Origin of the sequence: Actinophytocola oryzae (assembly GCF_004364325.1) — a bacterium.
GTDB classification, from domain to species: domain Bacteria; phylum Actinomycetota; class Actinomycetes; order Mycobacteriales; family Pseudonocardiaceae; genus Actinophytocola; species Actinophytocola oryzae.
On the sequence record NZ_SOCP01000001.1, the window covers coordinates 515,053 to 541,717 of the forward strand.

At 70.9% G+C, this 26,665-nt stretch carries 26 protein-coding genes; 8 read left to right on the forward strand and 18 right to left on the reverse strand.

The features are described 5' to 3' along the window. Window positions 1-286: 286 nt before the first annotated feature. Window positions 287-817 carry a hypothetical protein gene (locus CLV71_RS02100; protein ID WP_133900810.1) on the reverse strand — a complete coding sequence of 177 codons (531 nt, stop codon included), beginning with the start codon at window positions 815-817 and terminating at the stop codon, window positions 287-289. A gap of 108 nt (window positions 818-925) precedes the next feature. Here CLV71_RS02100 and CLV71_RS02105 point away from each other — a divergent pair, with 108 nt between their 5' ends. Continuing rightward, window positions 926-1,267, forward strand: coding sequence for a hypothetical protein (locus CLV71_RS02105; protein WP_133900811.1), 342 nt, complete (start codon window positions 926-928; stop codon window positions 1,265-1,267). A gap of 47 nt (window positions 1,268-1,314) precedes the next feature. On the opposite strand, the gene CLV71_RS02110 is transcribed toward CLV71_RS02105, so the two are convergent. The 6 genes from CLV71_RS02110 to CLV71_RS02135 all read right to left on the reverse strand — a co-directional run bounded on the left by CLV71_RS02110 (window position 1,315) and on the right by CLV71_RS02135 (window position 8,200). Continuing rightward, complete coding sequence (locus tag CLV71_RS02110; RefSeq protein WP_133900812.1) at window positions 1,315-1,974, reverse strand: extensin family protein; 660 nt, start codon at window positions 1,972-1,974, stop codon at window positions 1,315-1,317. A gap of 13 nt (window positions 1,975-1,987) precedes the next feature. Next, window positions 1,988-2,761 (reverse strand): hypothetical protein, encoded by a 774-nt coding sequence (locus tag CLV71_RS02115; RefSeq protein ID WP_133900813.1) that lies wholly within the window; start codon window positions 2,759-2,761, stop codon window positions 1,988-1,990. Between the two features lie 117 nt (window positions 2,762-2,878). Further along, window positions 2,879-3,514, reverse strand: coding sequence for an SAM-dependent methyltransferase (locus tag CLV71_RS02120; RefSeq protein WP_133900814.1), 636 nt, complete (start codon window positions 3,512-3,514; stop codon window positions 2,879-2,881). Between the two features lie 98 nt (window positions 3,515-3,612). Continuing rightward, window positions 3,613-4,713, reverse strand: a complete 1,101-nt coding sequence (locus CLV71_RS02125) for a Gfo/Idh/MocA family protein (RefSeq protein ID WP_133900815.1) — start codon at window positions 4,711-4,713, stop codon at window positions 3,613-3,615. Then, window positions 4,710-6,668: a DUF6807 family protein gene (locus CLV71_RS02130; RefSeq protein ID WP_133900816.1), complete on the reverse strand. Its 1,959-nt coding sequence runs from the start codon at window positions 6,666-6,668 to the stop codon at window positions 4,710-4,712. Before CLV71_RS02130 ends, CLV71_RS02125 begins: the two co-directional genes overlap by 4 nt. Then, on the reverse strand, window positions 6,668-8,200 hold the full coding sequence (locus tag CLV71_RS02135; protein WP_133900817.1) for a glycoside hydrolase family 43 protein: 1,533 nt from the start codon (window positions 8,198-8,200) through the stop codon (window positions 6,668-6,670). Before CLV71_RS02135 ends, CLV71_RS02130 begins: the two co-directional genes overlap by 1 nt. A 137-nt stretch (window positions 8,201-8,337) precedes the next feature. On the opposite strand from CLV71_RS02135, the gene CLV71_RS02140 reads away from it, so the two are divergent. Continuing rightward, a complete protein-coding gene (locus CLV71_RS02140; protein WP_166663882.1) occupies window positions 8,338-9,675 on the forward strand; it encodes an ABC transporter substrate-binding protein in 1,338 nt (445 codons plus the stop codon). A 724-nt stretch (window positions 9,676-10,399) separates the two neighbouring features. On the opposite strand, the gene CLV71_RS02145 is transcribed toward CLV71_RS02140, so the two are convergent. From CLV71_RS02145 to CLV71_RS02155, 3 genes are all read right to left on the reverse strand, one after another. After that, window positions 10,400-11,131, reverse strand: a complete 732-nt coding sequence (locus CLV71_RS02145) for a hypothetical protein (protein WP_133900819.1) — start codon at window positions 11,129-11,131, stop codon at window positions 10,400-10,402. A 320-nt stretch (window positions 11,132-11,451) separates the two neighbouring features. After that, window positions 11,452-12,336: a carbohydrate ABC transporter permease gene (locus CLV71_RS02150; protein ID WP_133900820.1), complete on the reverse strand. Its 885-nt coding sequence runs from the start codon at window positions 12,334-12,336 to the stop codon at window positions 11,452-11,454. Continuing rightward, window positions 12,333-13,265, reverse strand: coding sequence for a carbohydrate ABC transporter permease (locus CLV71_RS02155; RefSeq protein WP_133900821.1), 933 nt, complete (start codon window positions 13,263-13,265; stop codon window positions 12,333-12,335). The genes CLV71_RS02150 and CLV71_RS02155 overlap by 4 nt, the downstream gene beginning before the upstream one ends. 209 nt (window positions 13,266-13,474) lie before the next feature. On the opposite strand from CLV71_RS02155, the gene CLV71_RS02160 reads away from it, so the two are divergent. The 5 genes from CLV71_RS02160 (at window position 13,475) to CLV71_RS02180 (ending at window position 17,480) form a co-directional block, all read left to right on the forward strand. Beyond that, complete coding sequence (locus CLV71_RS02160; protein WP_133900822.1) at window positions 13,475-14,392, forward strand: TIGR04222 domain-containing membrane protein; 918 nt, start codon at window positions 13,475-13,477, stop codon at window positions 14,390-14,392. A gap of 2 nt (window positions 14,393-14,394) precedes the next feature. Next, window positions 14,395-15,198, forward strand: a complete 804-nt coding sequence (locus CLV71_RS02165) for an MbnB/TglH/ChrH family RiPP precursor modification enzyme (protein ID WP_133901217.1) — start codon at window positions 14,395-14,397, stop codon at window positions 15,196-15,198. Continuing rightward, window positions 15,195-15,497, forward strand: a complete 303-nt coding sequence (locus tag CLV71_RS02170) for an SCO6045 C-terminal-like domain-containing protein (protein WP_133900823.1) — start codon at window positions 15,195-15,197, stop codon at window positions 15,495-15,497. Before CLV71_RS02165 ends, CLV71_RS02170 begins: the two co-directional genes overlap by 4 nt. A gap of 21 nt (window positions 15,498-15,518) precedes the next feature. Then, window positions 15,519-16,673, forward strand: a complete 1,155-nt coding sequence (locus CLV71_RS02175; RefSeq protein ID WP_133900824.1) for a winged helix DNA-binding domain-containing protein — start codon at window positions 15,519-15,521, stop codon at window positions 16,671-16,673. A 63-nt stretch (window positions 16,674-16,736) separates the two neighbouring features. Next, the gene (locus tag CLV71_RS02180) at window positions 16,737-17,480 is read left to right on the forward strand and encodes a class I SAM-dependent methyltransferase (protein WP_133900825.1); all 744 of its coding nucleotides are present in this window, start codon (window positions 16,737-16,739) and stop codon (window positions 17,478-17,480) included. Between the two features lie 92 nt (window positions 17,481-17,572). Here CLV71_RS02180 and CLV71_RS02185 read toward each other — a convergent pair whose 3' ends face one another. After that, window positions 17,573-18,109 carry a hypothetical protein gene (locus CLV71_RS02185; RefSeq protein ID WP_133900826.1) on the reverse strand — a complete coding sequence of 179 codons (537 nt, stop codon included), beginning with the start codon at window positions 18,107-18,109 and terminating at the stop codon, window positions 17,573-17,575. A gap of 29 nt (window positions 18,110-18,138) precedes the next feature. On the opposite strand from CLV71_RS02185, the gene CLV71_RS02190 reads away from it, so the two are divergent. Next, window positions 18,139-18,840, forward strand: coding sequence for an alpha-amylase family glycosyl hydrolase (locus tag CLV71_RS02190; protein ID WP_208297344.1), 702 nt, complete (start codon window positions 18,139-18,141; stop codon window positions 18,838-18,840). A gap of 16 nt (window positions 18,841-18,856) precedes the next feature. Here the strand turns inward: CLV71_RS02190 and CLV71_RS02195 are convergent, their stop codons facing one another. The 7 genes from CLV71_RS02195 to CLV71_RS02225 all read right to left on the reverse strand — a co-directional run bounded on the left by CLV71_RS02195 (window position 18,857) and on the right by CLV71_RS02225 (window position 26,665). Continuing rightward, a complete protein-coding gene (locus tag CLV71_RS02195; RefSeq protein ID WP_133900827.1) occupies window positions 18,857-20,404 on the reverse strand; it encodes an extracellular solute-binding protein in 1,548 nt (515 codons plus the stop codon). Between the two features lie 93 nt (window positions 20,405-20,497). Then, window positions 20,498-22,072 (reverse strand): acyl-CoA carboxylase subunit beta, encoded by a 1,575-nt coding sequence (locus tag CLV71_RS02200; protein WP_133901219.1) that lies wholly within the window; start codon window positions 22,070-22,072, stop codon window positions 20,498-20,500. Window positions 22,073-22,077: 5 nt separating this feature from the next. Further along, window positions 22,078-22,680 carry an NADPH-dependent FMN reductase gene (locus CLV71_RS02205; RefSeq protein ID WP_341771413.1) on the reverse strand — a complete coding sequence of 201 codons (603 nt, stop codon included), beginning with the start codon at window positions 22,678-22,680 and terminating at the stop codon, window positions 22,078-22,080. Between the two features lie 83 nt (window positions 22,681-22,763). Continuing rightward, on the reverse strand, window positions 22,764-23,201 hold the full coding sequence (locus CLV71_RS02210; protein ID WP_133900828.1) for an acyl-CoA thioesterase: 438 nt from the start codon (window positions 23,199-23,201) through the stop codon (window positions 22,764-22,766). A gap of 51 nt (window positions 23,202-23,252) precedes the next feature. Then, complete coding sequence (locus CLV71_RS02215) at window positions 23,253-24,284, reverse strand: methyltransferase (protein WP_133900829.1); 1,032 nt, start codon at window positions 24,282-24,284, stop codon at window positions 23,253-23,255. Between the two features lie 25 nt (window positions 24,285-24,309). Beyond that, window positions 24,310-25,476 carry a cytochrome P450 gene (locus CLV71_RS02220; protein ID WP_133900830.1) on the reverse strand — a complete coding sequence of 389 codons (1,167 nt, stop codon included), beginning with the start codon at window positions 25,474-25,476 and terminating at the stop codon, window positions 24,310-24,312. 172 nt (window positions 25,477-25,648) lie between these two features. Then, window positions 25,649-26,665: a methyltransferase gene (locus tag CLV71_RS02225; protein WP_208297345.1), complete on the reverse strand. Its 1,017-nt coding sequence runs from the start codon at window positions 26,663-26,665 to the stop codon at window positions 25,649-25,651.

The window sequence follows — 26,665 nt, forward strand, 5'->3', positions numbered from 1 at the left end:
GCCCTCGCGGCTCCGAGGGCCGCGCCGTCCGCACCCCGGCGCCTGCCGCGGGGTGCGGACGGCGACCAGTGCCCGACGCCTCGGCCGGCTCGACCCGCAGCCAGTGCAGCTCGAGGTCGCCCGCCAGGGGCGGGCTCGGCTACCGGCAGCGGGGCCGTCCTTCACTGGTGGCACGTCGTCCACTGCGAGGCACCGCCACCCAGAAGGGGGCTCTTCCCGAGAAGTGGCACTCCCTCGCGCCGCCTCAGCCCGGAGGTGAGCGGGGATCAGCTCCGTCGGGCGGGCCTCACAGCCGGGTCCCCCCGAGCTCGGCGAGCATCGCGCGGGCCTTGTCCTCTGCCTGGTCGTAGCGTTCCGGGCAGCACGAGTGCTGGACGCTCTGCGCGAGAAGGCCCGAGGTGTCGTCGGGGTGGAGCGGCTCGTTCCTGATGGCCTCGTCGAAGAACTTCGTCGCGGCGTACTCGACGTCCATGATCTGTTCGGTCGTGCCCCACCCCTGGCTCGGGCGTTGCTGGAACACGCCGAGGGAGTCCTGGTCGCCGCACGGCAGGTTGTTCATGTGCGACTCGACCCACCCGGCCTCGAACGCGGCGAGCATGACCTTGTCCGAGGCACCCAGCTCGACCCCGACGTCGTGGACGACGCGGATCACGGCGGGGTCGTGTTCCGACGGGATCGACTCGCAGTCCGCCCTGTCGACGGAGAGTGGCACGTGGTCGTCCGGTCCGGCGGCGGCCACGCCGCTTGTGAGCCCGGTCGCCGCGACGGCGCAGGCCAGCGCGAAGCCGACATCACGCAGGGTGGTTGACACGGTCATGGGTGGCCCTCGCCTCTCGTGGTGGTTGGCCCGAGTACCACGCAGCGCGACGGCGTGAACACTTGTACTGTCTGATATGTCTGTTCTGTCGATTTAAGGGAGTTCGCCGTGGGCTTGTTCGACGCCATCCGTGAGAAGGCGGGCGAGTTGTTGTCCGGTGCGACCGAGAAGATCGGCGACGTGGCAGGCGAGGTGCCCGGCGTTCAGGACCTCTCCCAGTCGGCGACCGACATGGCCGGCCAGGCCGGTGACGTCGCGGGCCAGGCCGGTGACGTGGCCGGGCAGTACGCGGGCCAGGCCGGTGAGTACGCAGGTCAGGCGGGCGACTACGCCGGTCAGGCAGGCGAGCACGTGACGGGGGCGGCCCAGGACCTCGGCGCCACCGCCACCGACGCCGCAGGCTCGGTCGCCGGCACCCTCCCCGACCTGCCCGAGCCCTACCGGCCCTGAACCCGCCGAGGTCGGGCGGGGGCCACAGGAGGCCCCCGCCCGACCTGTCAGAACGCCTGGTTCGCGAAACCGCGCTGCGCCACCGTGTTCAGCATCGACACCCACACGCTGCTCGTCGTGTGCGGATCGCCCGTCACGCCCAGCCGGGACTTCGCCGTGTTGAACGCGCTCTGCGTCAGCGGCCCCCAGTCACCGTCGACCGCCAGGCCGGAGTTCAGGAAGTTGTTGCACATCGACTGGACGAACACGGTGTCGCTCACGGAACCCTTCACGCACCTCGGCGGCAGGTCCTCGAAGTCCGAATGGATGTGGTCCGCGTGCTCCGAGTTGTACCAGCCGTCCAGCACGTACCGGAAACGCCTGCGGCACGTCGCGTCCACCGCCAGGTAGCGCCTGCGGATCTGCTGCGTGCCCGACGCGTGTGCCCGGTCGATGGGCGAGATGGTGGTGCCGCTCGACCACCGCACGTGGTCGAGGTCCATCGCCGTGCCCGCGCCGTGCTGGCCTGCCTTGTTGACGTAGAAACCCGCCGACACCAGGTACGTGATCGTGCCGTACGCCGACGACAGACTGCGCAGGTCGCGGATCCACAGGACCATCCGGTCGTAGAACGCCTGTGTCACCTGCCAGTTGCGGCTCGACGTGTCGCCGTAGGTCGAGCGCCAGTAGTAGACCGGAGTGCCGTCGATGTTGCTGAACGTGATCATCTTCTGCTACCCCTCAGATCGTCGCCGTCACGAGCGTGCCGTCCACCAGCCAGTACGACTGGCTCCCCACGACGCCCACCGCCTGGGCTCGCGCCGCGCGGCGGGTGGGCCCCTCGGTGCCGCTCATGCTGTTGGCGACCCACTTCGCACTGTCGAACGCCTTGATGGCGGTGTCGGTGTGGGTCTCCTTGGCCGTCCACGCCAGCCCGTCGGGGGAGCGGTGGATCGTGGCACCGGTGGCGTCCACTGTGGACAGCAGCCACTCGCCGTCGTGACCGACCGCCGTGGCGGTCACCTGGTTGGTGTCCTCCAGACCGGTCGTCGCCACGGTCTTCCAGGTGTTCCCGGTGCGCCGGGCGACGATCCGGGTGTGCGGCGCCCGTTCGAGTGTCAGCAGGGCGCCTACGGCCAGCGTGCCCTCCACGGCCGTGAGGTGGCCATCGCCGTCCAGCGTCGCGGCCCGCGACCACCTCAGGCCGTCGCTCGACTCCCAGACGGTGGGTGCGGTGCCGGTCGCGCCCACGGCCACGAGCCGCTCGCCCGTGGCGGACAGGTCGAGCACGTCGGCCTTCTCCAACCCCTGGGTGGCACGGCTCTCGCCGGTCGCGGGGTCGACGAGCACCCAGCGCGCACCTGACCGGCCGAGCACGTACACGGTGTCACCGAGCCGCGCGGCGCCCGCGGCCCTCGACAGCGTCGGCGCCGCGGCTGCCGTGCCGGCCATGACGGCGGCACCCGCGGCAGCGACCGCGCCGATGAAGACCCTTCTGGACAGTGTGGACGTCATGGACAGACTCCTCGCGTCACGGGTGGCCGCGGCAGGCCGTGCAGGGGACGAACGCCGCAAACACACCCAACCGTGTCGCAAGTAAGTTGGCAACTAACTGTCTGGAGTAACTTGTGGTCAATTTTCCCTGAGGTGGTCGTAGCCGACGAAGGTGAACATCCGTTCGCCTGCGACGAGCGGGCGCGGCTCGCCCGCGAACCGGTGCACGCCGACGCCGAAGTCGAGCGCCGGGGAGGACACCCACTCGCGTTCGAAGCCGACCTCCTCGAACCACTCGCAGATCGTGGGCACGAGGTCGGGCTCGTCGCGGCGGTGACGGGTCCAGACGACGGTCCCGCCGGTGCGGCACAGCCCGGTGCAGTACCCGACCGTGCGGTGGATGTCGTCGTCGGTGATGTTGCCGAAGACCCCGCAGACCAGGACGAGGTCCGCGGGCGCCATGTCCAGGTAGTGGTCGGTGAGGGAGGCGTCGGCGGTCACGACGTCCACGCCCGCCACGCCGGACTCCCGCGCCACGGCGGTGTTCCCCGGGTCCAGCTCCACGAGCCGGGCCCGCACGTCGTCCCGGCGTGGGTGGTCGGCGAGCACCTCCAGGAGGTCACGCCCCTGCCCGGCGCAGAGGCTCACCACCCGGACGGATCCGGGCGGGCAACGGTCCAGAGCCTCCCGAACACGCCCTTGGACGGCGCGCAACCGCTGGGCCAACCACGAGTCGGGCTGGTCGTAGTCGTCGTGCCAGCGTCGCCAGTCCACGACGAGACCCTACGCCGACCGCACTGAAGGACTCCTTCGTAACGCTGGGCGTACTGAAGGACGCCTTCAGTGCGTTGGGCCCAGGCCTGGCGTGCAGGTCAGCGTGTCCACGGGGCGCCGAGGGTCGCGAAGGTCGCGCCCTCGGTCGCGGCCCGCAGGCACCAGGTCTCGACGTCGGTCACCACCGGGTGGCGGTCGTCGCCGTCGCCCTCCCAGCTGACGTGCTCGCCGGCGATCGGCGTCGGGTCCTTCGCCGCGCGCACCGCCTCCACGACGTGCGTGAAGCCCGCCGTGTCCTCGACCGGACAGCGCGGCCGCCTGCCGGTCTCGCGGGCCGTGACCAGGTCCTCCAGCAGGTCGACCCGACCGAAGGGCAGCGTCCGGCCCGCCACCTCGACGGTGTCCGACTCGTAGGCCAGCCGCAGCGTGCCCTTGCTGCCGTGGACGAGGACCAGCGCGGGGGAGCGGCTCGGCGCGCACAGCGTGAACCCGAACCCGAGCCGCCGCCCGTCCTCGAGCGTGACCACCCCGGACGACGTGTCGTCGGCCTCGATGTCGTTGGCGCGGTACAGGTCCGTCTCGACCTCGGCCACACCCGCCCCCGCGACCAGCAGCGCCGTCGCGACGGCGTGGGCAAGCGGGTTGGTCACGACACCGTCCACGACGTCCCGGCCGTCCATCCGCCGCCTGCCCGCCCACGCCGACCGCGCCCAGTACCCGGCCGTGCGCACCCACGTGCCGACCGCCCCGAACCCGGTCACCGTGCCGATCTCGCCGTCGGCGACGATCCGCCGCACCGCCTCGACGGCCGCCGAACCGTAGGTCTGGAACCCGATCTGGCACAGCCGGCCCGTCTCGGCCGCGGCGGCCCGCACCTGTTCGAACTCCGCCAGCGACGGCGTGGGCGGCTTCTCCAGCAGCACGTCGCAGCCCGCGCGCATGGCCGCCACCGCAAGCTCGCTGTGCGTGTGCGTCGGCGTGGCCACCACCACGACCTCCGGTCTGGCACCGGGGTCGGCCAGGAGCTCCGCCAGGCTGTCGTGCCAGGTCGCGCCGTTCAACCGGGTGGCGAGCGGGCCCGGCGGACGCGGGTCCGCGACGGCCACGAGCCGGGCCAGCCCCGCCGAGGCGAGCCGGTCCAGCCGGTCGAAGTAGGACGCGCCGTGACCGCGTGCGCCGACGATCGCGACCCGCTTCACCGCACACCCCGCCGGGCCGTCGCGACCCGGGCCAGCGCCAGCTCGGCGAGGTCCGCCGCGTCCTGGGTGGTAAGCCGCCGGTCGACCACCAGCGCCACGAGGCCCAGCTCCAGGTCCTCCCCGGCGCCGATCACGCACGGGGTGTCCCACGCGAGCGCGGGTCCCGCGCCGACGTAGTCCGCGACCCGGACGAACCACGGCCTGGGCTCGGCGCGGTCGTCCTGCACCAGGACCACCGAGGTCCACTCCCTGCCGTACCGGCCGCCGAACGCGAGCCACGACGAGCGCGACCCGTGCGCGCCTGACTCCGCCGACGCGTCCGCCGTCAGCACCTCGGTCGACTCGGCCGACACCAGCCGGCAGAAGATCCCGCCGTAGCCGGCACCGGGCCTGCCCCGCAGCGCCGGGCTGGAGATCGTCGCGCCTGCCGGGGCGGTCAGCCTGCTGTGCCAGCCGAGTGCCCACGCCTGCGCCTCGGGGATGATCACGCCGGTCAGCTCGCGGTGCTCGACGAGCTGCTGGCGGTCGTGCTGGTCGGCCCAGGTGAGCGACTCGTGCAGGCGCGACCCGTCCTCGTCCAGCTCCACCCCGGTGCTGATCTGCCGCCCGTGGTTGCGCAGCAGCGTGGGGCCCTGGCCGGGCAGGAACGTGCGCCCACCCCAGTAGGACGTCCCGTCGACGTCCGCGATCGTGAGCGAGAGGCCGTAGTGGTGGCGGTGGTCGACCGGGCTGAGGTCGGTCACCGTGCGGCCGGTCAGCGACCGCATCGGGTGCAGGTAGGGCCGGGGGCTGTGCACCTGCGGCATGCCCGTGCCGTCGGAGTACCGCGTGAGCGGCAGGTCCTGGTGTTCGAGCACGGCGCCGACGGCGTCGATCCGCCACCGCGCCTCGCCGACCGCCCGCTCCAGCTCCGCCCCGCCGGGCCCCGGCGCGGGCATCCCGAGGCGCCGCGCGGGCGGCACCGGACCGCTGCTGGCCCGCACGACCAGCTCGGGCGCGATCGTCTCCGGCGGCGACTCGGCGTCGGCGTCCTCGATGGCCAGCACGAGCCGCTCCCACGCACGCCTGCCGAGCGCGAACTGCGAGACGCTCGCCGTGGTCAGCGACGGGGTCGCGTAGCGGGACAGCTCGATGCCGTCGAACCCGGTGACCGAGATGTCGCCGGGCACGGCGACACCCGTCTCGTTGAGCCTGGCCAGCAGCCCGAACGCGACGAGGTCGTTGAACGCCAGCGCACCGGTGGACCGGCTCTCCAGGACCTCGTCGGCGACGCGGTAGCCGTCCTCGATCGTGGTCCCGGCGGGGATCACCCGCACGCGCAGGAACGGGTGGCGCCGCTGCGCCTCCTCCAGCCCGGACAGGCGGGCCCGGTTCGACGCGGCGACCGGCGGCCCCGCGAGGTAGGCGAGGTCGCGGTGGCCGAGGCCGACGAGGTGGTCGACGATCGCCGCCATGCCGTGGGCGTAGTCGACCGAGAGCGTCTGCGCGCCCTCGACCGGCCGGTTGAGCACGATGAGCGGCGCCGCCCTGGCCAGGAGGGAGTTCAGCTCCTCGTCCGGCATGCGGGGGCTCGCGAGGATGAGGGCGTCGCAACGCAGCCGAGCCTCCAGCGCGGCCTCGGCCTCCTCGTTCGGGATCTCGCCCGTCTCCGCGACGAGCACCCGGTAACCGCTCTCCGCGGCGGCCGCCATGGCCCCGCGCAGCACTTGCTGGAACATCGGGTTGCCGAGGTCGGGGACGACGAGTGCGACCGTGTTGGTGCGCCCGAGCGACAGGCTGCGCGCGATGTTGCTCGGCCGGTACTGGAGCCGGTCGGCGGCGGCGTGGACGCGCTCGGCGATCTCCGGGGCGACGGAGGTCCTGCCGTTCATCACCCTCGACACCGTCGCGCGGGACACCCCCGCCGCGGCGGCGACCTCCTCGATGGTGCTCGCACCCTTGAACGACCGTGCCATTACTTCGCGACCTCTTCCGAGTTGACCAGCTCGACCGACACCCCGGCGAACGCTACGTGGTCCTTCCCGTCCGGCAACCCGAGCGGGGCGGTCGCGAACAGCCCGACATCCGCGCCGATCCAGTGCCCGGCCCTGGCCGGGAACACGCTGTCGACCGGCCGCCACGCGCCGTGCACCCGCCAGGCGAAGGCGATCACGCCCTCGGCGTCGCAGTGTGCCCGGACCGCCACGGTGCGCGTGCCGGGTGGCAGGACCTCCTGGGCGAGCGTGACCTCCCGCCTGCCGCCGGTGGAACGGCGGCAGACCACGTGCAGGCCTGCCGGGGTCTCCTCGAGGCCGACCCAGGCGTACTCCCCGCCGAGCACGACCAGACCGGCCCTGGTGCCGGGCTCCGCGGGACCGAGCGTCAGCGACGTCGTCCACGTCGACGGCCGCCCGGGCAGCTGCTGGCCGAGGACCCGCGGCAGCAGCCGCAGGTCGCCGACGTCGTCCGGGAGCACCCGCAGGTGCAGCGTGCCGTCGCCGGGCAGCAGGCACCAGTCCGGGTCGGGGTTGGCCTGCCAGTACCACCTCGGCGCGAGGGTCGTCGTGGTGAAGTCGTCGCCGCGTTCCGGTTCCCGTTGCGGCAGCACGGATCCCGTGGGCCGGGGGTGGGTGCGCACGGGCTCGCCGCTCGTCGCGTCCGGTGCGGCGGCGCCGATGACGGGCCAGCCGTCCGGCCGCCAGGTCATCGGCTGGAGGTGCACGACGCGGCCGAACACGCCGCGGTCCTGGAAGTGCAGGAACCAGTGCTCGCCGTCGGGCGTCTCGACCCACGCGCCCTGGTGCGGCCCGTTGACGTCGGTGCCGCCCTGCGTGAGCACGACCCTGCCCTCGTACGGGCCGGTGATGTCACGGGCGCGGAACACCGACTGCCAGCCGGTCGTGACCCCGCCGGACGGGGCGAAGATCCAGTACCAGCCGTCGCGCCGGTGGATCTTGGGCCCTTCCAGGGTGTGGTGGCCGGGCAGCTCGTCGCCGTCGATGACCGTGCGGGGGGTGCCGACGAGTTCCGTCAGCCCGGGGTCGACCTCGACGAGCGTGAGCCGGTTCGCGAGGCCGCTGCGGCTGTGTGCCCAGCCGTGCACGAGGTAGGCGCGGCCGTCGTCGTCCCAGAACGGGCACGGGTCGATGAGCCCGATGCCGGCGAGCAGCAACCGGGGCGGCGACCACGGACCCCTGGGGTCCGCCGCGCTCAGCACGAAGATGCCGTGGTCGGGGTCGGGGTAGGTGATGTGGAAGGTCCCGTCGTGGTGGCGGATGCTCGGCGCCCAGACGCCGGAGCCGTGCCGGGGCAGGCGGTAGTGCGCCTCGGGTGGCAACGCGGGCAGTGCCCTCGCGACGACCTCCCAGCCGACCAGGTCGCGCGAGTGCAGGACCGGGAGGCCGGGCGCGCGGTTGAAGCTGGAGACGACCATGTAGTAGTCGTCTCCCACCCGTACGACGTCCGGGTCCGGCCAGTCGGCGTTGAGCACTGGGTTCGTGAAGTCCATCGACGAGCCTCCTGCCAGAGGTTTGCGCCCTTTGCGCCTATAGGAAACCGGTTCCCCAGCTGTTACCGTAGCCGACGGTAAACCGGTTTCCCAACCGGCGAGCAAGTCAACTCAAAGACGAGATGAGGTGCGTGACCATGGGACTGCGAGGGCGGCTGGTCGGCCTGGCCGCAGTCGTGGCGGCACTGGTGATCGGCGGCTGCGCCGGCCCGGGCAGCGGTGACCAGGCTCCCCCGAAGGCCGCGACGGCGGACTGGGGCAAGGCCGAGGGCACCGTCGAGTTCTGGGACACCAATGCCAACCCCCGGCTCACCGAGGAGTGGCAGGGGCTGATCTCGGACTTCCAAAAGGAAAACCCGAAGATCAAGGTCAACTACGTCGGCCTGCCCAACTCCTCCTACCTGCAGAAGGTGCAGAACGCGCTGGCCACCGGGGAGATCCCCGACGTTCTGCTGATCGGCAACGACATCGCGAGCCTCATCGCGCAGAAGGCGCTGGTGCCACTGGACGACGCGCTGAAGGAGGGCAAGCTCTCCGACAAGATCGACAAGGACATGGTCGAGAACGAGCGGGTCAACTCGGCCGACCGCAAGATCTACAAGGCGCCGCTGACCGCCCTCTCGGACGTCATCTGGTACCGCAAGGACTGGCTCACCCAGGCGAACCTGAAGGCACCGAAGAGCTACGACGAGTTCTTCGCCGACGCCGAGAAGCTCACCGACCCGGGTGCGAACCGGTTCGGGTTCGCGTTCCGCGGCGGCCCCGGCTCGATGCCGCCGATGATCGCCATGACCTACGGCCAGTCGGGCGTCGGGGAGTTCTTCACCAAGGACGGCAAGGCCACCCTCGACGACAAGGCCAACATCAAGGCCTTCAAACGCTACGTGGGGCTGTACGGCACGGTAAGCGCGGCGGCCGACATCTCGAACGACTACCCCAAGATCGTCGCGGCGTTCGACGGCGGCTCGGCGTGGGCCATGCACCACAACCTCGGTTCGTTCCAGGACCACGTCACGGCCCTCGGCGCGGACAACGTCGAAGGCGTGGCGCCGTTCCCGAACAAGGACGGGGTGATCACGTCGACGAGCCCGTCCATCTCCGGGCTGAGCATCCTGGCCGGCAGCAAGCAGAAGGCCGCGGCCTGGAAGTTCGTGGAGTACATGAGCACCACGGGCAACTCCGAGTGGGCCGAGACGGTCGGCCAGGTGCCCGCCAACCTCGACGCGCAGAAGGACCCGTGGGTCACGCAGGCGCAGCCACTGGAGGCGGTCGTCAAGACGGCGGCCAACCCGAAGACGCAGTTCGTGCGGCTGCCGACCTACCTGCCCGACTGGGGCTCGATCCTCAAGACCGAGATGGAGCCGGACTTCCAGGCGGTGCTGCAGAAGACGATGACACCGGAGGACTTCCTGTCGAAGTACGCCGACCGCTTCGAGAAGGCGTTGGCCGAGTACAAGGAACACGGCGGGAAGTAAGCCGCGCCGGTGCCGCTGGTTTGTGCTGAAGGGCGCCTCCGTGACGCTGGGACCTGGATCCCACAACCGGCTTGGGCGTTTCGGTGGTGCGACCAACTCTTCCCGGGCCGGGCGCTTCGCGCCCGGCCCGGAGCGGTGGTCTGCCGGGATGCAGGCGGTGGTGCGCCGTCACCGATGCGCCGACCCGTTGCACTGAAGGACGCCTTCATAACGTTCGGCTCGCCCCAGTGCACTGAAGGGCGCCTTCGTAACGCCCAGCGCACTGAAGGGCGCCTTCGTAACGTTCGGCTCGTCCCTGTGCACTGAAGGGCGCCTTCGTAACGCCCAGCGCACTGAAGGGCGCCTTCGTAACGTTCGGCTCGTCCCTGTGCACTGAAGGGCGCCTTCGTAACGCCCAGCGCACTGAAGGGCGCCTTCGTAACGTTCGGCTCGTCCCTGTGCACTGAAGGGCGCCTTCGTAACGCCCAGCGCACTGAAGGGCGCCTTCGTAACGTTCGGCTCACCCCTGTGCACTGAAGGGCGCCTTCGTAACGATTGGCTCGCGTCCGCTGTGGACCTTCCACCTGGGGTTTACCGTTCGGCGGTTGGAAAGTGCGTCGTGGACGGGCGGGGCGCGCAGTGCCCCGCCCGCGAAGCGGTCCGGCAGCCCGTCGCGGATCCAGGCCGAACGGTGGATCCACGCTGGGGCGACTGTGGCTCCGCCGTGGGGCGACGAAGGCGTCCGTCAGTGCAATCGCCGGCACGCGGTGAGGAACGTGGTCGCCAACTCCTGCATGGGCCCGTCAAAACGGTGGGGACCGGCCACGGTGACCCCCACGTAGTTCCCGACCGCTCCGGCGAACCGCCCACGCAGCAAGGCGTCGGCGCGAGCCATGCCCTCGGCCGGGAACAACGCGTCCTCGGCGGCATACAGCACGAGCTGGTCGTGCTCCCCCCTGGCGAAAGCGACGTCGGGCCAGTCCCGGCCGTCACACAGCCCCGGGGCCGCGAACAGCCACGAGTGCGCGTCGAGGTAAGCGGGCAACAGCTCGTCCACAGTGGACATCATGCACGCGATGACACTGGCCATTATCCGCGTGTCCAGCGCCGTCAGCACGGCCGCCCGCCCACCCCCACCGGAGAACCCGACCACCCCGACACCGTCGACATACGGAAGACCGTCCAGAACCTCGAGCGCGGTGAGGTCGTCATGCGCGACGGCACCCGCGAACGACGTGCCCATCACCCCGGCGTACTTGGCGACCGTCGACTCGTGCAGTGCCGCCGCGGCATCGTAGTCGGCTTCCTGGCCGGCCGCCCGGAGAGTGTCGCGCAACCGCCACGGCGGCGTCGACAGGTCGAAACGACGTGAACCCCACGAGAACGCGTCGTGCGCGAGCACCGCGAAACCCGCCCGGGCAAGCCGTTCCGCGAGTGCCGAGCCGCCGTAGTGCCCACGGCGCAGCCGTTCCGCCACCGGCGACGACGAGGTGATCAGCCGCTCGGCGCCGACGCTCTTGACCCCCGCGTGGCAGTGCAGCGCCAGGATCCCGGGCAGCCTCGACGGCCTCGGTGACGGGACGACCAGCCACGCCCGGGTCGGCGGCCCGAAAGCCGTCCGCCAGCGCAGTTCCGTCGTCTCCAGCCCCTCGGACCGCCACGCACGTCCCGGTTCCGGCGTGGGGCTCGTCGGCGCCAGTACGCCGAGTCGCCCGGCCAGTTCGCCGTCGAGGCGCTCACCCGTTCGCCACGCCGCGGGCCAGTCCTCGTAGCCGCCGATCGCGGACGGCCGTGCGGTCAGCCCTTCACCGCCCCGGCCGAGAGTCCCTGCACCAGGTAGCGCTGTACATAGGCGAACACGAGCACGACCGGCACCACGGCCACGACCCCGCCCGCGGCGAGCGCGCCGAAGTCCACACTGTACTCACCGAGCATGTAGCTCAGCCCGACCGGCACCGTGAACTGGTCCTGCGAGTTCAGGAACATCAGGGCGAACAGGAAGTTGTTCCACGCCGAGATGAACGCGAACGAGCTGATGGCCACGATTCCCGGGCGCAGCAACGGGAGCACGGTCGCCAGGAACCCGCGGAACCGGCCGCAGCCGTCGATCCACGCGGCCTCCTCCAGCTCGATCGGGATATTCCTGACGAACCCGGCCATCAGCATCAGCGACAGCGGCAGGTGGAACACGACGTCCGCGACGACGATGCTCCACAGCGTGTTGATCAGGAACGTCGCGCGGAAGATGTCGAACAGCGGGATCAGCATCATCGCGCCGGGGATGAACTGCGTGCACAGCATCAGCATCATGAACACGCCCTTGCCCCGGAACGAGAACCGGGCGAGCGCGTAGCCGCCGAACAACGCGATCGTGGTGCTCAGGAACACCGTCAGCACCGCGATGATCACGGAGTTCTTGAAGAACACGGAGAAGCCCGCGCCGTTCCAGACCGTCGAGAAGTGCTCGAGTGTCATCGGCCACGGGAACAGTGCCGTCGACCCGGCCTCGCGGAACGCGAACAGCAGGATCCAGTAGAACGGCACCAGCGTGAACAGCAGGAACAGTGCGAGCGGCACGTAGATGGCCCAGCGCGGGGTGCGCCTCGGGTCGGTGTTGCGGCGGGACCGTGGCCTCGCCGCCGGCGGGACCGGGGGAGCCGAGGTGGTCATGGTGAGGCTCATGTGTTCTGGTCCTTCCCCATGCGCACGAGCCAGAGGTAGGTGAGGGAGAACAACGCCAGTAGCACGAAGGTCGCCATGGTCAGCGCCGAGCCGTAGCCGAACTCCTTGGCGTCCACGGCAAGGCGCGCGACGTACAGCGGCAGCGTCACCGTCGCGTTGCCGGGGCCGCCGCCGGTCAGCGTGTAGAGCAGGTCGACGTTGTTGAACTCCCACACCACCCGCAGCAGGGTCGAGATCGCGATGGCGGTGCGCAGGTGCGGCAGCGTGATCGACCAGAACCGGCGCAGGCGGCCCGCGCCGTCGACCTCGGCCGACTCGTACTGGTCGCGCGAGATCGACTGCAGGTCGGCGAGGATGAGGATGGCGAAGAACGGGATGCCACGCCACAGCTCGGCGATCACCGCCGCCCAGAACGCGGACCCGGCCTCGGCGAGCGGGCTCGTCCCGTAGGAGCCGATGCCCGCGTCGGCGAGGTAGCGGCCGAACCCGGTGGTGGGGTTGTAGATGAGCAGCCAGATCGTGGTGGTGAGCACCCCGCTGACCGCCCACGGCGCGAAGACCAGCGCCCGCCCGACGGCCCGCCCGACAAACGTCTCGTTGATCACCAGCGCCAGGGCCAGCCCGAAGACGAGCTGCAGCCCGACCTCGACGAACACCCACTGGGCCGTGAAGACGAGCGACTGCCAGAACAGTGAGTCCTCGGCCATCGTGACGTAGTTGTCGAGCCCGACGAACCCGTTGCCCCACGGCTTGGTGACGTTGTAGTCGTAGAGGCTGTAGTAGACGACGCTGCCGATCGGGTAGACCAGGAACACCGCGACCAGGATGCCGGCGGGGGCGATCAGCAGGTAGGGCGTCCACCGCTCCCGCCGAGGTCGCCGCCGCCCCGGCGCGACCCCGGCCGTCGCCGGCGCGTTGAGCACGGCCATTGTGCTTCTCCGCCTCTCGGTAACCGGTTTCCCGTCAGTGAAACGTACCGGCCCGCGAAGGTCAATCCCTAGGCTGACGAACGCAGTGGTCGATTGAGAAACCGGTTGCTCGGGGCGGCCGCATGGCCTGATGCCGCCAACGGTCCGCGACAACCGCCCGCCGACGTGCCTATCCTCGGGGGAGAGGCGTCGACTGGGGGGAGACGGACATGAACGGACCGTTCGGCTTGCCCGTGCCCATGTTCCTGCTGCTGTACGGCATCGCGATCCTGGCGTCGGTCGCCTACGCGGAACTCCTGCGCCACCGGCTGTGGGCGCCACGCGTCACCGACACCTCGGCGGTCGACCGCCCGGCGCTGCTCGCCTACCTCGACCACGGCGCGGACCGGGTGGTCGAGGTCGCGCTCGTCAGGCTGGTCGGGAGCGGCGCGGTGCGGGTCAGCAGGAAGGGCAACGTCAGCGCCACGACGAAGGAGGTGTCGAACCCGCTCGACCAGGTGGTGCTGGACGCGATCGGCAGGCGACCACGTCCGGTCCACCAGGTGGTGGAGCGGACCGTGCGGCTCCCGTCGATGACCGGACTGGACGACATGCTTCGGCGCAAGCGCCTGCGGGTGCACTACGCCGACTCGGACCGTGCGCTCAGGCGTGGACTGGTCGCCCCGTTCGTGTTGCTGGGGATCGGCGTGGTGGCGTTCGTCATGGGGCTGTTCGCGGACTACCCGGTCGGGTTCCTGCTGCTGGAGATCGTGGTCGGCGCCGCGGTGGTCGGGCTGCCGTACCTGCGTCAGATGCCGTACGTGACGGTGCACGGCGAACGGCTGCGGGCCGCCGTGCGCGAGAGCGCCGGCCCGGCGGACCTGGTGGCGCTGCACGGGTTGGCCTGGTATCCCGATGCCGAGGTCGCATCGGCACTGCAGGCCACGCGCTACCCGCCACCGCCGCCGCGACCCGCCTACCAGCCCGCGCCGCCGGCCCCCAGGCCGCCTGCCGCCAACCCGCACGGCTCGACCGCGTTCGACGGCGCCTACGGACGCCATTCGGGTTTCTACGGCGGTGGGCTCGGTGGCGCGGGCGGGTGTGGCGGCGGCGGGGCCGGTTGCGGTGGCGGCGGGGGTGGCGGATGAGCCTGTCCAGGTTGGGCATCGGCATCGGCTGGCGCGCGGAGATCGACCTGACCGTCGAACGGCTCCCCGGCGTGGACTTCGTCGAGGTGCTGGCGGAGAACGTGCCGCTCGACCCGCTGCCGGAGTCGCTGCGTGTGCTGCGTGCGCGTGGGGTTCCGGTCGTCGTGCACGCGGTCTCGCTGTCGCTGGGCGGTGCGGAGCCGCTGGACCCCGCACGCGTCGCGCACCTCGCGGCGGTCGCGGAGGCGGTCGAGGCGCCGCTCGTGAGCGAGCACGTCGCGTTCACCGGCGCCGGTGGGCTGGAGTCCGGGCACCTGCTCCCGGTGCCACGTACCCGCGCGGCACTGGACGTGCTGGTGGCCAACGTGCGGGACGCGCAACGCGAGCTGCCGGTGCCGCTGGCGTTGGAGAACGTCGCCGCGCTGCTGGACTGGCCGGACGCGGAGCTGTCCGAGGGCCGGTTCCTCGCGGAGCTGGTCGAGCGCACCGACTGCCTGCTGCTGGTGGACGTGGCCAACCTGCACGCCAACGCGGTGAACCTCGGCACGTCCCCCACGCGGTTCCTCGACGAGCTGCCGCTGGAACGCATCGCCTACGCCCACGTCGCGGGCGGCGTCGAGCACGACGGCCTCTACCACGACACCCACGCACACGCGGTCCGACCGGAGGTGCTGGAACTGCTGGGGGAGCTGTGCGGCCGTGTCACCCCGCCGGGTGTCCTCCTCGAGCGTGACGACGACTACCCGCCGGACGCCGAACTCGCCGCCGAGCTGGCCGCGATCCGCGCCGTGGTGGCGTCGCGGTGACCCCGGACGGCCGGGCCGAGCTGGCCGCGAGCCAGGCCGCGCTGGTGCGTGCCCTCCTCGCCGACGGCCCGGTGCCTCCCGGTTTCGACCCGCACCGGGTGCGGGTCGAGGCGGCGTCCCTGCGCGCCAAACGTCGCCGGGTCGCCGAACAGCTCCGCCCCGACCTCGCCGACGCGCTGGACGACCGGTTCGCGGAGCTGTTCGACCGTTGGGCGGCGGACAACCCGCCCACGTCCGTCCACGCCGACCTGGCACGGTTCGCGGCCTGGCTGGCCGAGGAGGGACACCGGACTGTCTGACCCCTCTGGCAGCATCAGCCCGTGCGCCATGTGACCGATGACGAACGCCGTGCCCGGCTCGCCGCCCGGCACGCGCTGGCCCCGGCGTCCCGGGTCGCCACGCCGGAGGACGCGGTCGCGGCGATGACCGTCCTGCACGCCACCGAGGCGGCGACGGTCTACCTGTCCTGCCACGCCAGGGTCGCCGACCTCGAGGTCGGCGACCTCGACCGGGCGCTCTACGACGACCGGACTGTGGTCAAGCAGCTGGCCATGCGTCGCACCCTGTTCGTGTTCCCGCGCGGGCTGCTCCCGGCGGTGTGGCCGAGCGCGTCCGCCCGGGTCGCGACCCAGGAGCGGGCGAGGATGTCGAAGGAGGTCGTCAAAGCCGGCGTCGCCCGTGACGGGGAAGGGTGGCTCGACCGGGCCTGTGCTGAGGTCCTCGTCGTGCTGGCCGACGAGCCTGCGGGCCGCACGGCCCGCGACGTGCGCGCGGCGGCGCCGACCGTCGCCGCCGTGCCGTCGGGCATGACGTTCACGGCGTCGAACGTGCTCGTGTACCTGGGGCTCACCGGCGAGATCATGCGTGGCGCCAACACCGCGCGCTGGTACACGTCACGGCCGCGCTGGACCCTGACGCGGCACTGGCTCACCGACGTGCCCGAGCCGTGGTCGGCCGCCGACGGGTACCGCGAGCTGGTGCGCCGCTGGCTGTACACGTTCGGCCCGGGCACCGAGGACGACCTGGTCTGGTGGCTGGGCGCCACGAAGTCCGTCGTCAGGGCGGCGCTGGCCGCGCTCGGCGCCGTGCAGGTGTCGCTCGACGGCGGCGCCACGGGCTGGCTCCTGCCCGACGACCTCGTCGAGGTGCCCGAGCCCGGGACGTGGGCGGCGCTGCTGCCGGTGCTCGACCCGACGGTCATGGGATGGCGGGGTCGCGACTTCTACCTCGGCCCGCACCGGGAGCCGCTGTTCGACCTGCGGGGCAACGCGGGCACCACGGCGTGGGCCGACGGGCGGGTCGTGGGTTGCTGGGTCCAGGACGCCGCGGGTGTCGTGGAGGTGCGGTTGCTGGAGCGGGTGGGCGCCCGAACCCGCCGCGCCCTCGACGACGAGGCGGCCCGGCTGACGAAGTGGCTCGGCGGGCTGCGTGTCGGCAGCGTCTACTCGTCCGCGGCGATGAAGGGGCCGAGTTGACAGGCGTGGCCGTCCGTAGGAGCGTATTCATCACCGGTTGAGTTTTTGGGTCGAGGGGGTGTGATGACGCGGGATCAACGGCTCGATGTCGATTTCGAGGACGTCTACCAGGGGCGTTCACTGGTCCCCGGCGCGGAGGTGCCGATCGACGTGGCGCCGTGGGACATCGCGGGTCCGCAGCCCGAGGTGGTCGCGCTCGCCGAGTCCGGGGCGTTCCGTGGTGCCGTGCTCGACGCGGGCTGCGGGCTGGGGGAGAACGCGATCTACCTCGCGAGCCGGGGCCTGCGGGTGACGGGCGCCGACGGTGCCGAGACCGCGCTGCGGAAGGCTCGGGAGCGGGCGGCCCGTGCCGGCGTCGAGGTCGAGTTCACGCAGGTCGACGTGACCACCTTCGACGGTGTCGAGCAGCGGTTCGACACCGTGCTGGACAGTGCGCTCTACCACTGCCTCGGCGACGAGCAGCGCCTTACATATGCCGGGGCGTTGTGGCGGGTGACGGCGCCGGGTGCCACGCTGCATCTGTTGTGCTTCGCGGATGTCGGCAACGAGGGGTTCCGGTTGCCCCTGAGCGTCACCCAGGACGACCTGCGTGACCACCTGGGCGGGTGGTGGGAGATCCGGGAGATCGAACCTGCTGACTACACCATGTCGATGACGCAGGACGCCGTCGAGCGGATGGGTGTCGAGAACCTCCGCCGGACGGGCGTCACCCATGCCCCGGAACACCTCCGCACCGACGACCGGGGCCGGATCGTCGGCCGCATGTGGCGCCTTCGTGCCGACCGGGCGCCGACCCCAGCGCACTGAAGGCGTCCTTCGGTGCGCCCGGTGTTATGAAGGCGTCCTTCAGTACGCCCGGTGTTATGAAGGCGTCCTTCAGTGCGTTGGGGTGGGCGCGGCTATGTGCGGAGTACCGTGAACCCGCCTGCCGCGACCGTCGCCGTCACCGTCGGCCCACCGCGGGTCGACGTGTTCAGCAGGCGGCCGCGGCCGTCGTAGCTCAGCACCGTCACCCGGTGGGCGCCGGTCATCGTGATCGTTCTCGTGCGTGGTCCCGGCGCGGCGCTCTGCGGCAACGCCGTGTGGTCGAACACGACCTGGCTCACCTCCGGCCGCAGCAGCAGTGCGTCCACAGAGGACTCACCGGCCGTGAACCGTGCCGTGAGCGTGGTCGCGCCGGGCCGCAGGGTGTCGGCCAGGATGACCGGGAGCAGCGCGCCCGGTGCCGGTGAGCCGCCCTGGGGGCCCGCCCGTCCGGCGTCCACTGTCCCCAGTGGACGGTTGGACGACCACGACGTCCTGCCCGCACCCGGAATCCGGTTCACCACGGGCATGACCAACCGCGGCTGGTCGGACGCTGGCACGGACCACCGCGCCTCGGCACCCACCCCGCCGTCCAGGTACGCCCCGCCGCTCCACTGCGACTCCCCGGTCACTCGCGCCCCACGCCGCTGTGGCGTCCTATGTGGACGACCGACAGCTGCGCGGGGTGTTCGACTTCGCGTTGATGGAGGCGCTGTGGGAGGCGCGGTCGTGGCGGACCCGTATCGCGGAGGCGGAGGCGGCGTACGGGCCGAGCCGGGCGCCTGCGTGGGTGCTGTCGAGCCACGACCAGCCGAGGCATCGCACGCGCCACGTCGACCGCGAGGACCGGGCCCGGGTGGCCGCGGCGGTGCTGTTGACGTTGCGGGGCATGCCGTTCGTGTACGCGGGCGAGGAGCTGGGCCTGGGTGACGCCGTGGTCCCGCCGGAGCGCCGCAGGGACCCGCTGGGCCGCGACGGCTCACGTGCGCCGATCCCGTGGACCGCGGCGGCGGGGCACGGTTGGGCGTCACCCGACCCGTGGCCGCCGTGGCCGCCGCACGCGTCGACCCGTAACGCGGAGACACTGCGGGCGGACGAGCCGAGCATCCTGTGGCTCTACCGCCGCCTCATCGCGCTCCGCCGCACCCACCCGGACCTGGTCAGCGGCGACCTGACCCTGCTTGACGGGCCGCGGGAGGTGCTCGCGTACCGCCGAGGGGACTTCACGGTGCTGGCCAACTTCGCCGACCACCCGGTAAGGGTGCCGTACCGGGGTCGCGTGCTGCTCACCTCCGGGCGGGAGGGTCTCACGGACGACACGCTCGCCCCGTGCACGGCCGTGGTCGTCGCCGGCACCCGGTAGCCGCGCGGGTCGAGTGTTATCGCGCCTTCTTGGCCAACTCCTTCGGGAAGTCCTCCTCGAGAACCCCGCCGTTGTTGAGTGCTCGGATCAGGCCCTTGCGTAGCTCCTTGCTGAACTCGGTGTAGTTCGGGAGAAACGGGCGGGGGCGCGCGTCGACCACGGCGCCTCTCAGCATGTCCTTGTACGGGCGCGTCGAGTCGTCGTAGGCCGAGTTGCGGGTCGGGGCGAACCCGCCTGCCTCGAAGAGAAGCAGTTCGCTCGCGGGGCTGGTGAGGAACTCGATGAACGCCTGTGCGGCGGGCGCGTTCTTCGTTCGGCTGGAGATGGACAGGTTCTGGCCGCCGAGCACACTGTGGCCAGGGAGCCTCGCCACTCCGAACGAGACGGTCCCCTTGTCGGTGGCGGACGTGAGGTTGTCGTACATCACCGGCCAGTTGCGCATGTACAACGTCTGCCCGTCCTTGAAGGCGTTGGCGGCCTTGCCCTCGTCCATTTCTCCCGACTCGGAGTGGGTGATGGACCGGTCGTGGTAGGCGGTCGCCAGTTTCTCCAGGCCAAGCCGGGCGTTGTCGTCGAACGCGATCTCGCGGTGGTTGAACACCGGCTGGCCGTCGGTGTTCACGACCTCGCCACCCGCCGCCCACATCGCCTCGAGCGCGGTCACCGTGAGCACTTCCTCGTTCTCCAGCTGAGCGGCGTTCGCGGCCACCAGACCGGGGGAGGCGCCGGGTTCTTGCCGGGCGGCCGCCAGGGCCGTCCTCGCCGACCCGCCGAGGACGTCGTCCCAGCTGATCGGTGCCGAGGTCAGGTCGTCGCGGTAGAATATCAGGCCTGCGTCGGTGTTCAGCGGGAGCGCCCACAGGCCCTCGCGGCCGCGATAGCCGTCCTTGCTCAGGTCGAGCACGTTGTCGATGAAATCGTCGGTCTTCAGGCCGGTCTCGTCAAGTGGCCGGATGTAGCCGTTTTCGATGAACTCGGTCATCCACACGACGTCCAGCAGGTAGACGTCGATCTGCTCGTCGCCGTTCGCGGCGTCGACCATGTCGCCGTGCTGTACGTCCGGCTCACCGGACACGGGCCTGACCGTGACCCGGTTCCTCGGGTGCTCGTAGTTCCACTGCCTGATCAGCACCTGCCGGGGATCGCTCGGGCTCTCGTCGATGGCGCTCATCATGACCAGCTCGCCCGGTTCGAACTCCGGTACGGCCCTTGGCGTGGAGAACACCGGCGGGGCGAGGTACGCGACCACGAGCCACACCACCGCGAGGACGAGGACCGCGGCGACGCGTCTCGGCCGGGCCATCGCCGCGATGAACCGGTCGAGCAGCTCGAGGGTCTTCTGCGTGCGCCCGTCCCGCGACGGACGGCGGGAGTCGCGAACGACGCGGATCAGCAGTTCGGTGCACAGCAGGGAGAAGGTCAACAGGACCGCGCCGAGCGCGACCCGCAGCCATGTCAACGGGCCGTCCGGCCATTCCACGTTGACGAGTACCGAACCGAGCATTGTGCATGCGATCAGAACGATCGTGATCGCCGTCAACCCGATCACGCGTGATCTTGTCACGATGACTGCTTCCCCCGCGTCTAAATCCCCCCGATATTGCACAAGCAGCCTATCGGAGGTGGCGGCGAGAGTAGATCACACGTTCGGGTTAAGTCACAGTGGGATGTTGCTGTGCTTCCTCGGGGGCGACACCACGCGTTTGGTGCGCAGTGCCCGCAGTGCCCTGGTCACCGCGACCCGGGTCTCGGACGGGGCGATGATGTCGTCGACGCAGCCGTACTCGGCCGCGACGTACGGGCTCGTCAGGGTTTCCTGGTAGCTCTCGGTCAGTTCGCGGCGGGCCGCGACCGGGTCCTCGGCCGTGGTCAGCTCCCTGCGGAACAGCAGGTCCACGCCGCCGCGCGCGCCCATCACGCCGATCTCCGCGGTCGGCCACGCGAAACAGATGTCCGCGCCGAGTTCTTTCGAGCCCATTACCGCGTAACCGCCGCCGAATGCCTTTCTCGTGATTACCGTGATCTTCGGGACCGTGGACTCGATGTACGCGAACCCCAGTTTCGCGCCGCGCCGGATGATGCCCGCGTGTTCCTGTACCGAACCCGGCAGGAATCCCGGCACGTCCACCAGCGTCAGGATCGGGACGTTGAAAGCGTCGCAGAAACGCACGAACCGCGCGGCCTTCTCCGCCGCGTCGATGTCCAGCGCGCCCGCCAGGTGAAGCGGCTGGTTCGCCACCACGCCAACGGACGCGCCCTCGATCCTCGCGAACCCGCACAGGATGTTGCGGGCGAAGTCCTGGTGGATCTCCAGCAGGTGGCCGTCGTCCACGATGCGTTCGACCACGTCGCGGATGTCGTAGCCGCGCTCGGGTGCGTCCGGGACCAGCGTGTCCAGCTCCCTGTCCGAGGTGGACAGCTCCAGGTCGGCCGTCGCCGGGAAGCGGGGCGCCTCGTCCAGGTTGTTGCTCGGCAGGAACGACAGCACGTCCTGCACGTAGGCGATCGCGTCCTTCTCGTCGGCGGCACGGTAGTGCGCGTTGCCGGTCCGTTCCGTGTGGACGGTCGCGCCGCCCAGCTCCTCCAGGCCGACCGACTCGCCCGTCACCGAGCGGATCACGTCGGGGCCGGTGACGAACATGTGCGACGTGCGGTCCACCATCACGATCAGGTCGGTCGCCGCAGGCGTGTACACCGCACCGCCCGCGCACATGCCCATGATCATCGAGATCTGCGGGATCACCCCGGACGCGGTCACGACCCGGCGCGCCACCTGCCCGTACGCCGACAGCGCCAGCACGCCCTCCTGCACCCGCGCCCCGCTGGAGTCGCTGATGCCGACGACCGGGCACCCGATCGCCATGGCCATGTCCAGCAGCTTGCCGACCTTCTTGCCGAACACCTCGCCGACGCTGCCGGTGTGCGAGGTCACGTCCTGCGCGTAGACGCACACCTGCCGCCCGTCGACCGTGCCGAAACCCGTGAGCACGCCGTCGCCGGGTGGGCGCTTCGCGTCGATGCCGAAGTTCGTCGAGCGGTGCCGCGCCAGCGGGTCGGTCTCCACGAACGACCCGTCGTCGAGCAGCAGCTCCACACGCTCCCGCGCGGTCATCTTGCCGAGCACGTGCTGGCGCTTCGCCGCACGGGGCGAACCCGGTTGCCGTGCCGCGTCGCGCCGCCGGTGGAACTCGGCGATCCTGGCGGCGGTGGAATCCAGTGGTGGGACGGGCATCGCGGTCACGTGGCGACACCGACCGGGCTGCTGAAGGCCGCCGCGAACTGGACCACCTGCCTGCCCACCAGGTGCAGCTGCGCCACCGGACGGTCGCCGTCCAGCGGCCGTTCCGTCGTGTTGAGCGTGACGCCGAGCGGCGTCGGCCAGCCACGCAACGCGTGCACGATCGACCGCAGCGCCGCGAGCGTCGCACCCCCGGCCTGCCAGCCCGCCGAGGTCACCACACACCCGACGGCACGCCCGTCCAGGTAGGGCCTGCAGTCCTCCCGCAGGTCCTCCAGGTAGTCCAGCGCGTTCTTGACCAGCGCGGAGACCCCGCCGTGATAGCTCGGGCTCGCGACGACCACGCCGTCCGCCCTCGCCACGAGCGACAGCAACTCACGCGCGTTGCCGTCGCGGTGGACGTGTTGCGGCAGGTACAGCGGCAGCGCCGACAGGAACGCGCCGCCGAGCAGGTGGACCTCCGCCCCGTCGCCTTCCGCCGACGCCAGGGCCAGCTCCAGCGCCCGCTCGGTCGTCGAACCCGGTCTTCCTGTGCCGCCGATCCCGACGACGAGCGGCCGGCGCCCACCCACCGGGCGTAGCGGCATCTGGACTTCGGTCAACGGTCCACCTCCAGCCAGGCACGCCGAAAGGCGGGCACGGCGAACCAGGGCCCGCGCTCGCGGACCCGACGGCACGCCGTGCGTTACTCCGGCGCCTGCAGTGTCTTGTAGATCGCGCGGGTCTCCTCGGCCCACGGCGCGGGCCGGAAGGTCTTCGGATCCAGGTGGATGTGCACCCGCCTGCCCTCCGCGTGCACGGTGGCACCGGAGGTGTCGAGCACCCGGAACCCGTAGACCACGCTGCTCTCGCCGACGCGCTCCACCACGATGTGGATCACGATGTCGCCGGTGCCGCGGACGGGGGTCCGGTAGGTGATCGAGAACTCGGCCACGCCGACCGACGCGTCCGGGTGCCCGAGCTTCCCGTCGTGGTAGCCGTAGCCCTGCCGGTCCCAGAAGACCGACAGGGCACGCTCGACGAGCACCGCGTACCGGGTGTTGTGCACCATGCCCATCGAGTCGAGGTCGTCGAAGTGCACGAACATCGTCTCGACAAGGCCGTGTTCCGGCAGCGCGTTCATCGCGGTTCCCCCTCGGTGTTCCCCAGTGAAGTCGTACGAGGATACCGATTCTCAGTCGGCGAGGACGGCTTCGGTGACCGACATGTTCGACGGTGTCGGCAGGATCCGCGACAGCTTCAGACCCGCCTTCGACAGCAGCTCGGTCAGCTCGGCCTCGGTGCGTTCCTTGCCCTCGAACACGGCCATCATCAGCACGTCCGACATGATGCTCGGCCCCTGGATGCCACCCGGGGGTGCCACGAGGTCGAAGATCAGCAGCTTCGAGGACGCCGACATCGCCTCGCGCACGGTCGTGAGGATGCGCACCGCGTCCTCGTCGGACTTGTCGTGGATGATCCGCTTCAGGAGGTAGATGTCGCCGCCGGCGGGCAGCTCCTTGAAGAAGTCCGCCTCGGCGGTCTCCCAGCGGCCCGTGGTGGTCTCGTCCTCGAGCCGGTGGCGCGCCAGCACTTCCGCGCGGTCCACCAGCACGCCACGCAGGCCCGGGTTGCGGGTCAGCACCGCACGCAGCATGCCGCCGAGGCCGCCTGCCACGTCGACCACCGTGCCGGACTCCGGGAACTCGTAGCTCTCGGCCATCCCGTCGTGCTCCAGCACCGACATGTCGGCCATCGCGTCGACGAACAGGCGGGTGGCGTCGGCGTCGCTGGGCAGGTGCTCGAAGATCTGGCCGTCGAACACCTTGTCGAACACCGAGTTCCCGCGCAGTACGGACTCGTCGAGCCGCCCGGCGGGCTTCCAGTACATGTCGTCGGTGAACAGCAGGACGATGTTGCGCATCGACACCGGGAAGTCCGCCTTCAGCACGCTGGCGGCGGTGGTGAGGTGGAACCGGCCCTCCTCGTCCTCCCGGAACACGTCCCGGGTGGCGAGGAAGCGCAGCACGCGGCGCAGGTGGTCGGCGTGCGTGCCGGACCGCTCGGCCAGCTGCTCGGGGGTCAGCGGCCCGTCGGACAGGTGCTCGGCGATCCTGGCGCTCGCCGCGACCCGCAGCGCCGCCGGGAGGAGGTAGCCGAGCGCGTCGCCGAGGATCTGACGGACGGCCGCCCCGATCTCGGCGGGGCTGGTAGTCGCAGTGCTCACGGAAAGCCTTTCGTGGTAACGGTTCTCACCAGGTGACGGGGAACTGCTCGAAGCCGCCGAGCGTGGCCGTGTTGCGCCACTTCAGGTCGTCGATCGGCATGTCGAGCGCGAGTGTCGGCAGCCGCTCGAACAGCTCGCGCAGCCCGAGGTACAGCTCGGCACGCGCGACCGGCGCACCGAGGCAGAAGTGCGGGCCGTGGCCGAACCACAGCGGGTTCGGGTGGCGCCGGTGGATGTCGAACTTCTCCGGCTCCGGGTACACCCTCGGGTCACGCAGGCCGGCCTCGTAGTTGGCGACCACCGCCGTGCCCGCCGGGATCTCCACGTCCTGGAGGGTGAGGTCGGTCAGCGCGATCCTCGGGAACGGCGACAGGCCGGGGATACCGACCCGGTTGATCTCGTCCGCCGCGCCGACCCACAGCTCCGGGTCGGCGAGCAGCTCCTTGAGCTGGTCGGGGTGGCGCAGCAGGCTGAGCACCCCCGCGGTCAGCAGCGTCGCGCTCGTCTCGTGGCCCGCCACGAACACGAACGTCGCGACGGCGATGGCCTCCTGCTCGGTGAGCGGGCCGCCCTCGGCGGACGCCGTGCCCAGCTCGGAGAGGAAGTCGTCGCCCGGGTCGTCGCGCTTGGTGGTGATCAGGTTGACGAAGTAGGCCCGCATCGCGACGTACGCGGCGCCGATGTCCTGTGGCGACGCGTGGACGTTGAGGATGACCTCGGTCCACTCGTGGAACAGCGCCCAGTCGGCGAACGGGACGCCGAGCATGTCGCAGATGACCCGCAGCGGCAGCGGCCGGGAGAACATCTCGTTGAGGTCGACGGGTTTGCCTGCCGCGACCATGGCGTCGACCAGGTCGGCGGCGATCTCGCCGATCCTGGGCATCAGCCGTTCGAGCCGCTTGGGGGTGAACGCCTGGGCCGCGATCCGGCGGATGCTGCCGTGCCGGGGCGGGTCCATGTTCACGAGCGTGTCGGGGTTCGGCGGCACGAGCGTGGTCTTGGGCGCGTCCTCCTTGCACACCGCCGCACGGCTGAACCGGCGGTCGCTGAGGATGGTCTTGATGTCCTCGTGCCTCGTGACCAGCATCGCAGGCGCGCCCGTCACCAGCGTGATCGGGCACACCGGCCGGTTCTCCCGCAGCTCGCCGAGCACCGGCGCGACCTCGACGGCGATCTCGCGATGCAAGGGCATCGCGATCCGCGCCTGTTCCGCCTCCCCCGAATTCACTGTGTTGGTCGCGTTGGCGATGGATGCCTCTGTTCGGTCACGTACTTGTGGCTGGGTTGCGTCACGTTCCCCTGAGGTGCGGTCGGGGAGCGCTCGGCCTGCGCTCGATGTCGAGGTTGGCGCGTTTGTGGTCATCTCAGGCCGCGATCGCCTCGACGATCGACACGGAACCCGAGGTCGGGATGACCCTGGCGAGCTTGAGGTCGGCCTCGGCGAACAGTGCCTCCAGTTCGGCCTCGGAGCGCTCCTTGCCGTCGAAGACGATCATCATGGCGAGGTCGGAGAGCTTGCTCGGGTGCGGGTCGTTGCCCGAGGGCACCACGGTGTCGACCACGACGACCTTGCCGCCCTCGGCCATGGAGTCGCGGCAGGAACGCAGGATGCGCACGCAGTCGGCGTCGTTCCAGTCGTGGAGGATCCGCTTGAGCAGGTAGACGTCGGCCGTCGGCACCTTCTCGAAGAAGCTTCCCGCCTCGATCTCCCAGCGGCCCTTCAGGTCCGGCGTGTCGAGCCCGTGGTCGGCCACGACGGACTCGTGGTCGAACAGGATGCCGTTCACCGTCGGGTTCTTGGTCAGCACCTCACGCAGCAGACCGCCCTTGCCGCCGCCGATGTCGGCGACCGTGCAGGACTCCGGGAACGGGTAGGTCGTGACGATGCCGCCGTGCTCGGTGGCCGACAGCTCGTCCAGCGCGGTGTGGAACACCTCGCCGCGCTCCGGGCGCTCGGCCAGGTAGTCGAACAGCGGCGCGCCGAAGATGTCCGGGAACGCCGTGGTGCCGTTGCGGACCGTGTCGTCGAGCTTGCCCGCGGGCAGCCAGTACAGCTCGTCGGTCAGCAGGTTGACGATGGACGCCATCGGCAGCGGCGAGTCCGACTTCAGCAGCCCGGCGGACACCGTGAGCCCGAACGTGCCGTCCTCCTCCTCGTGGAACATGCCCCGCGTCGCCAGGAAGCGCAGGGTGCGGCGCAGGTGGTCCGCGCTCGCCCCGGACTTCGCGGCCAGCTCGTCCGCCGTCTTCGGGCCGTCGGCCAGCTGGTCGGCGATGCCGAGGGTGACGGCGGTGCGCATCGCGGCCGGGTACAGGTAGGCGAGCGAGTCGCCGAGCACCTGGCGGACCGCGGCTCCGATGTCGTTCTGCTTCTGGTTCAA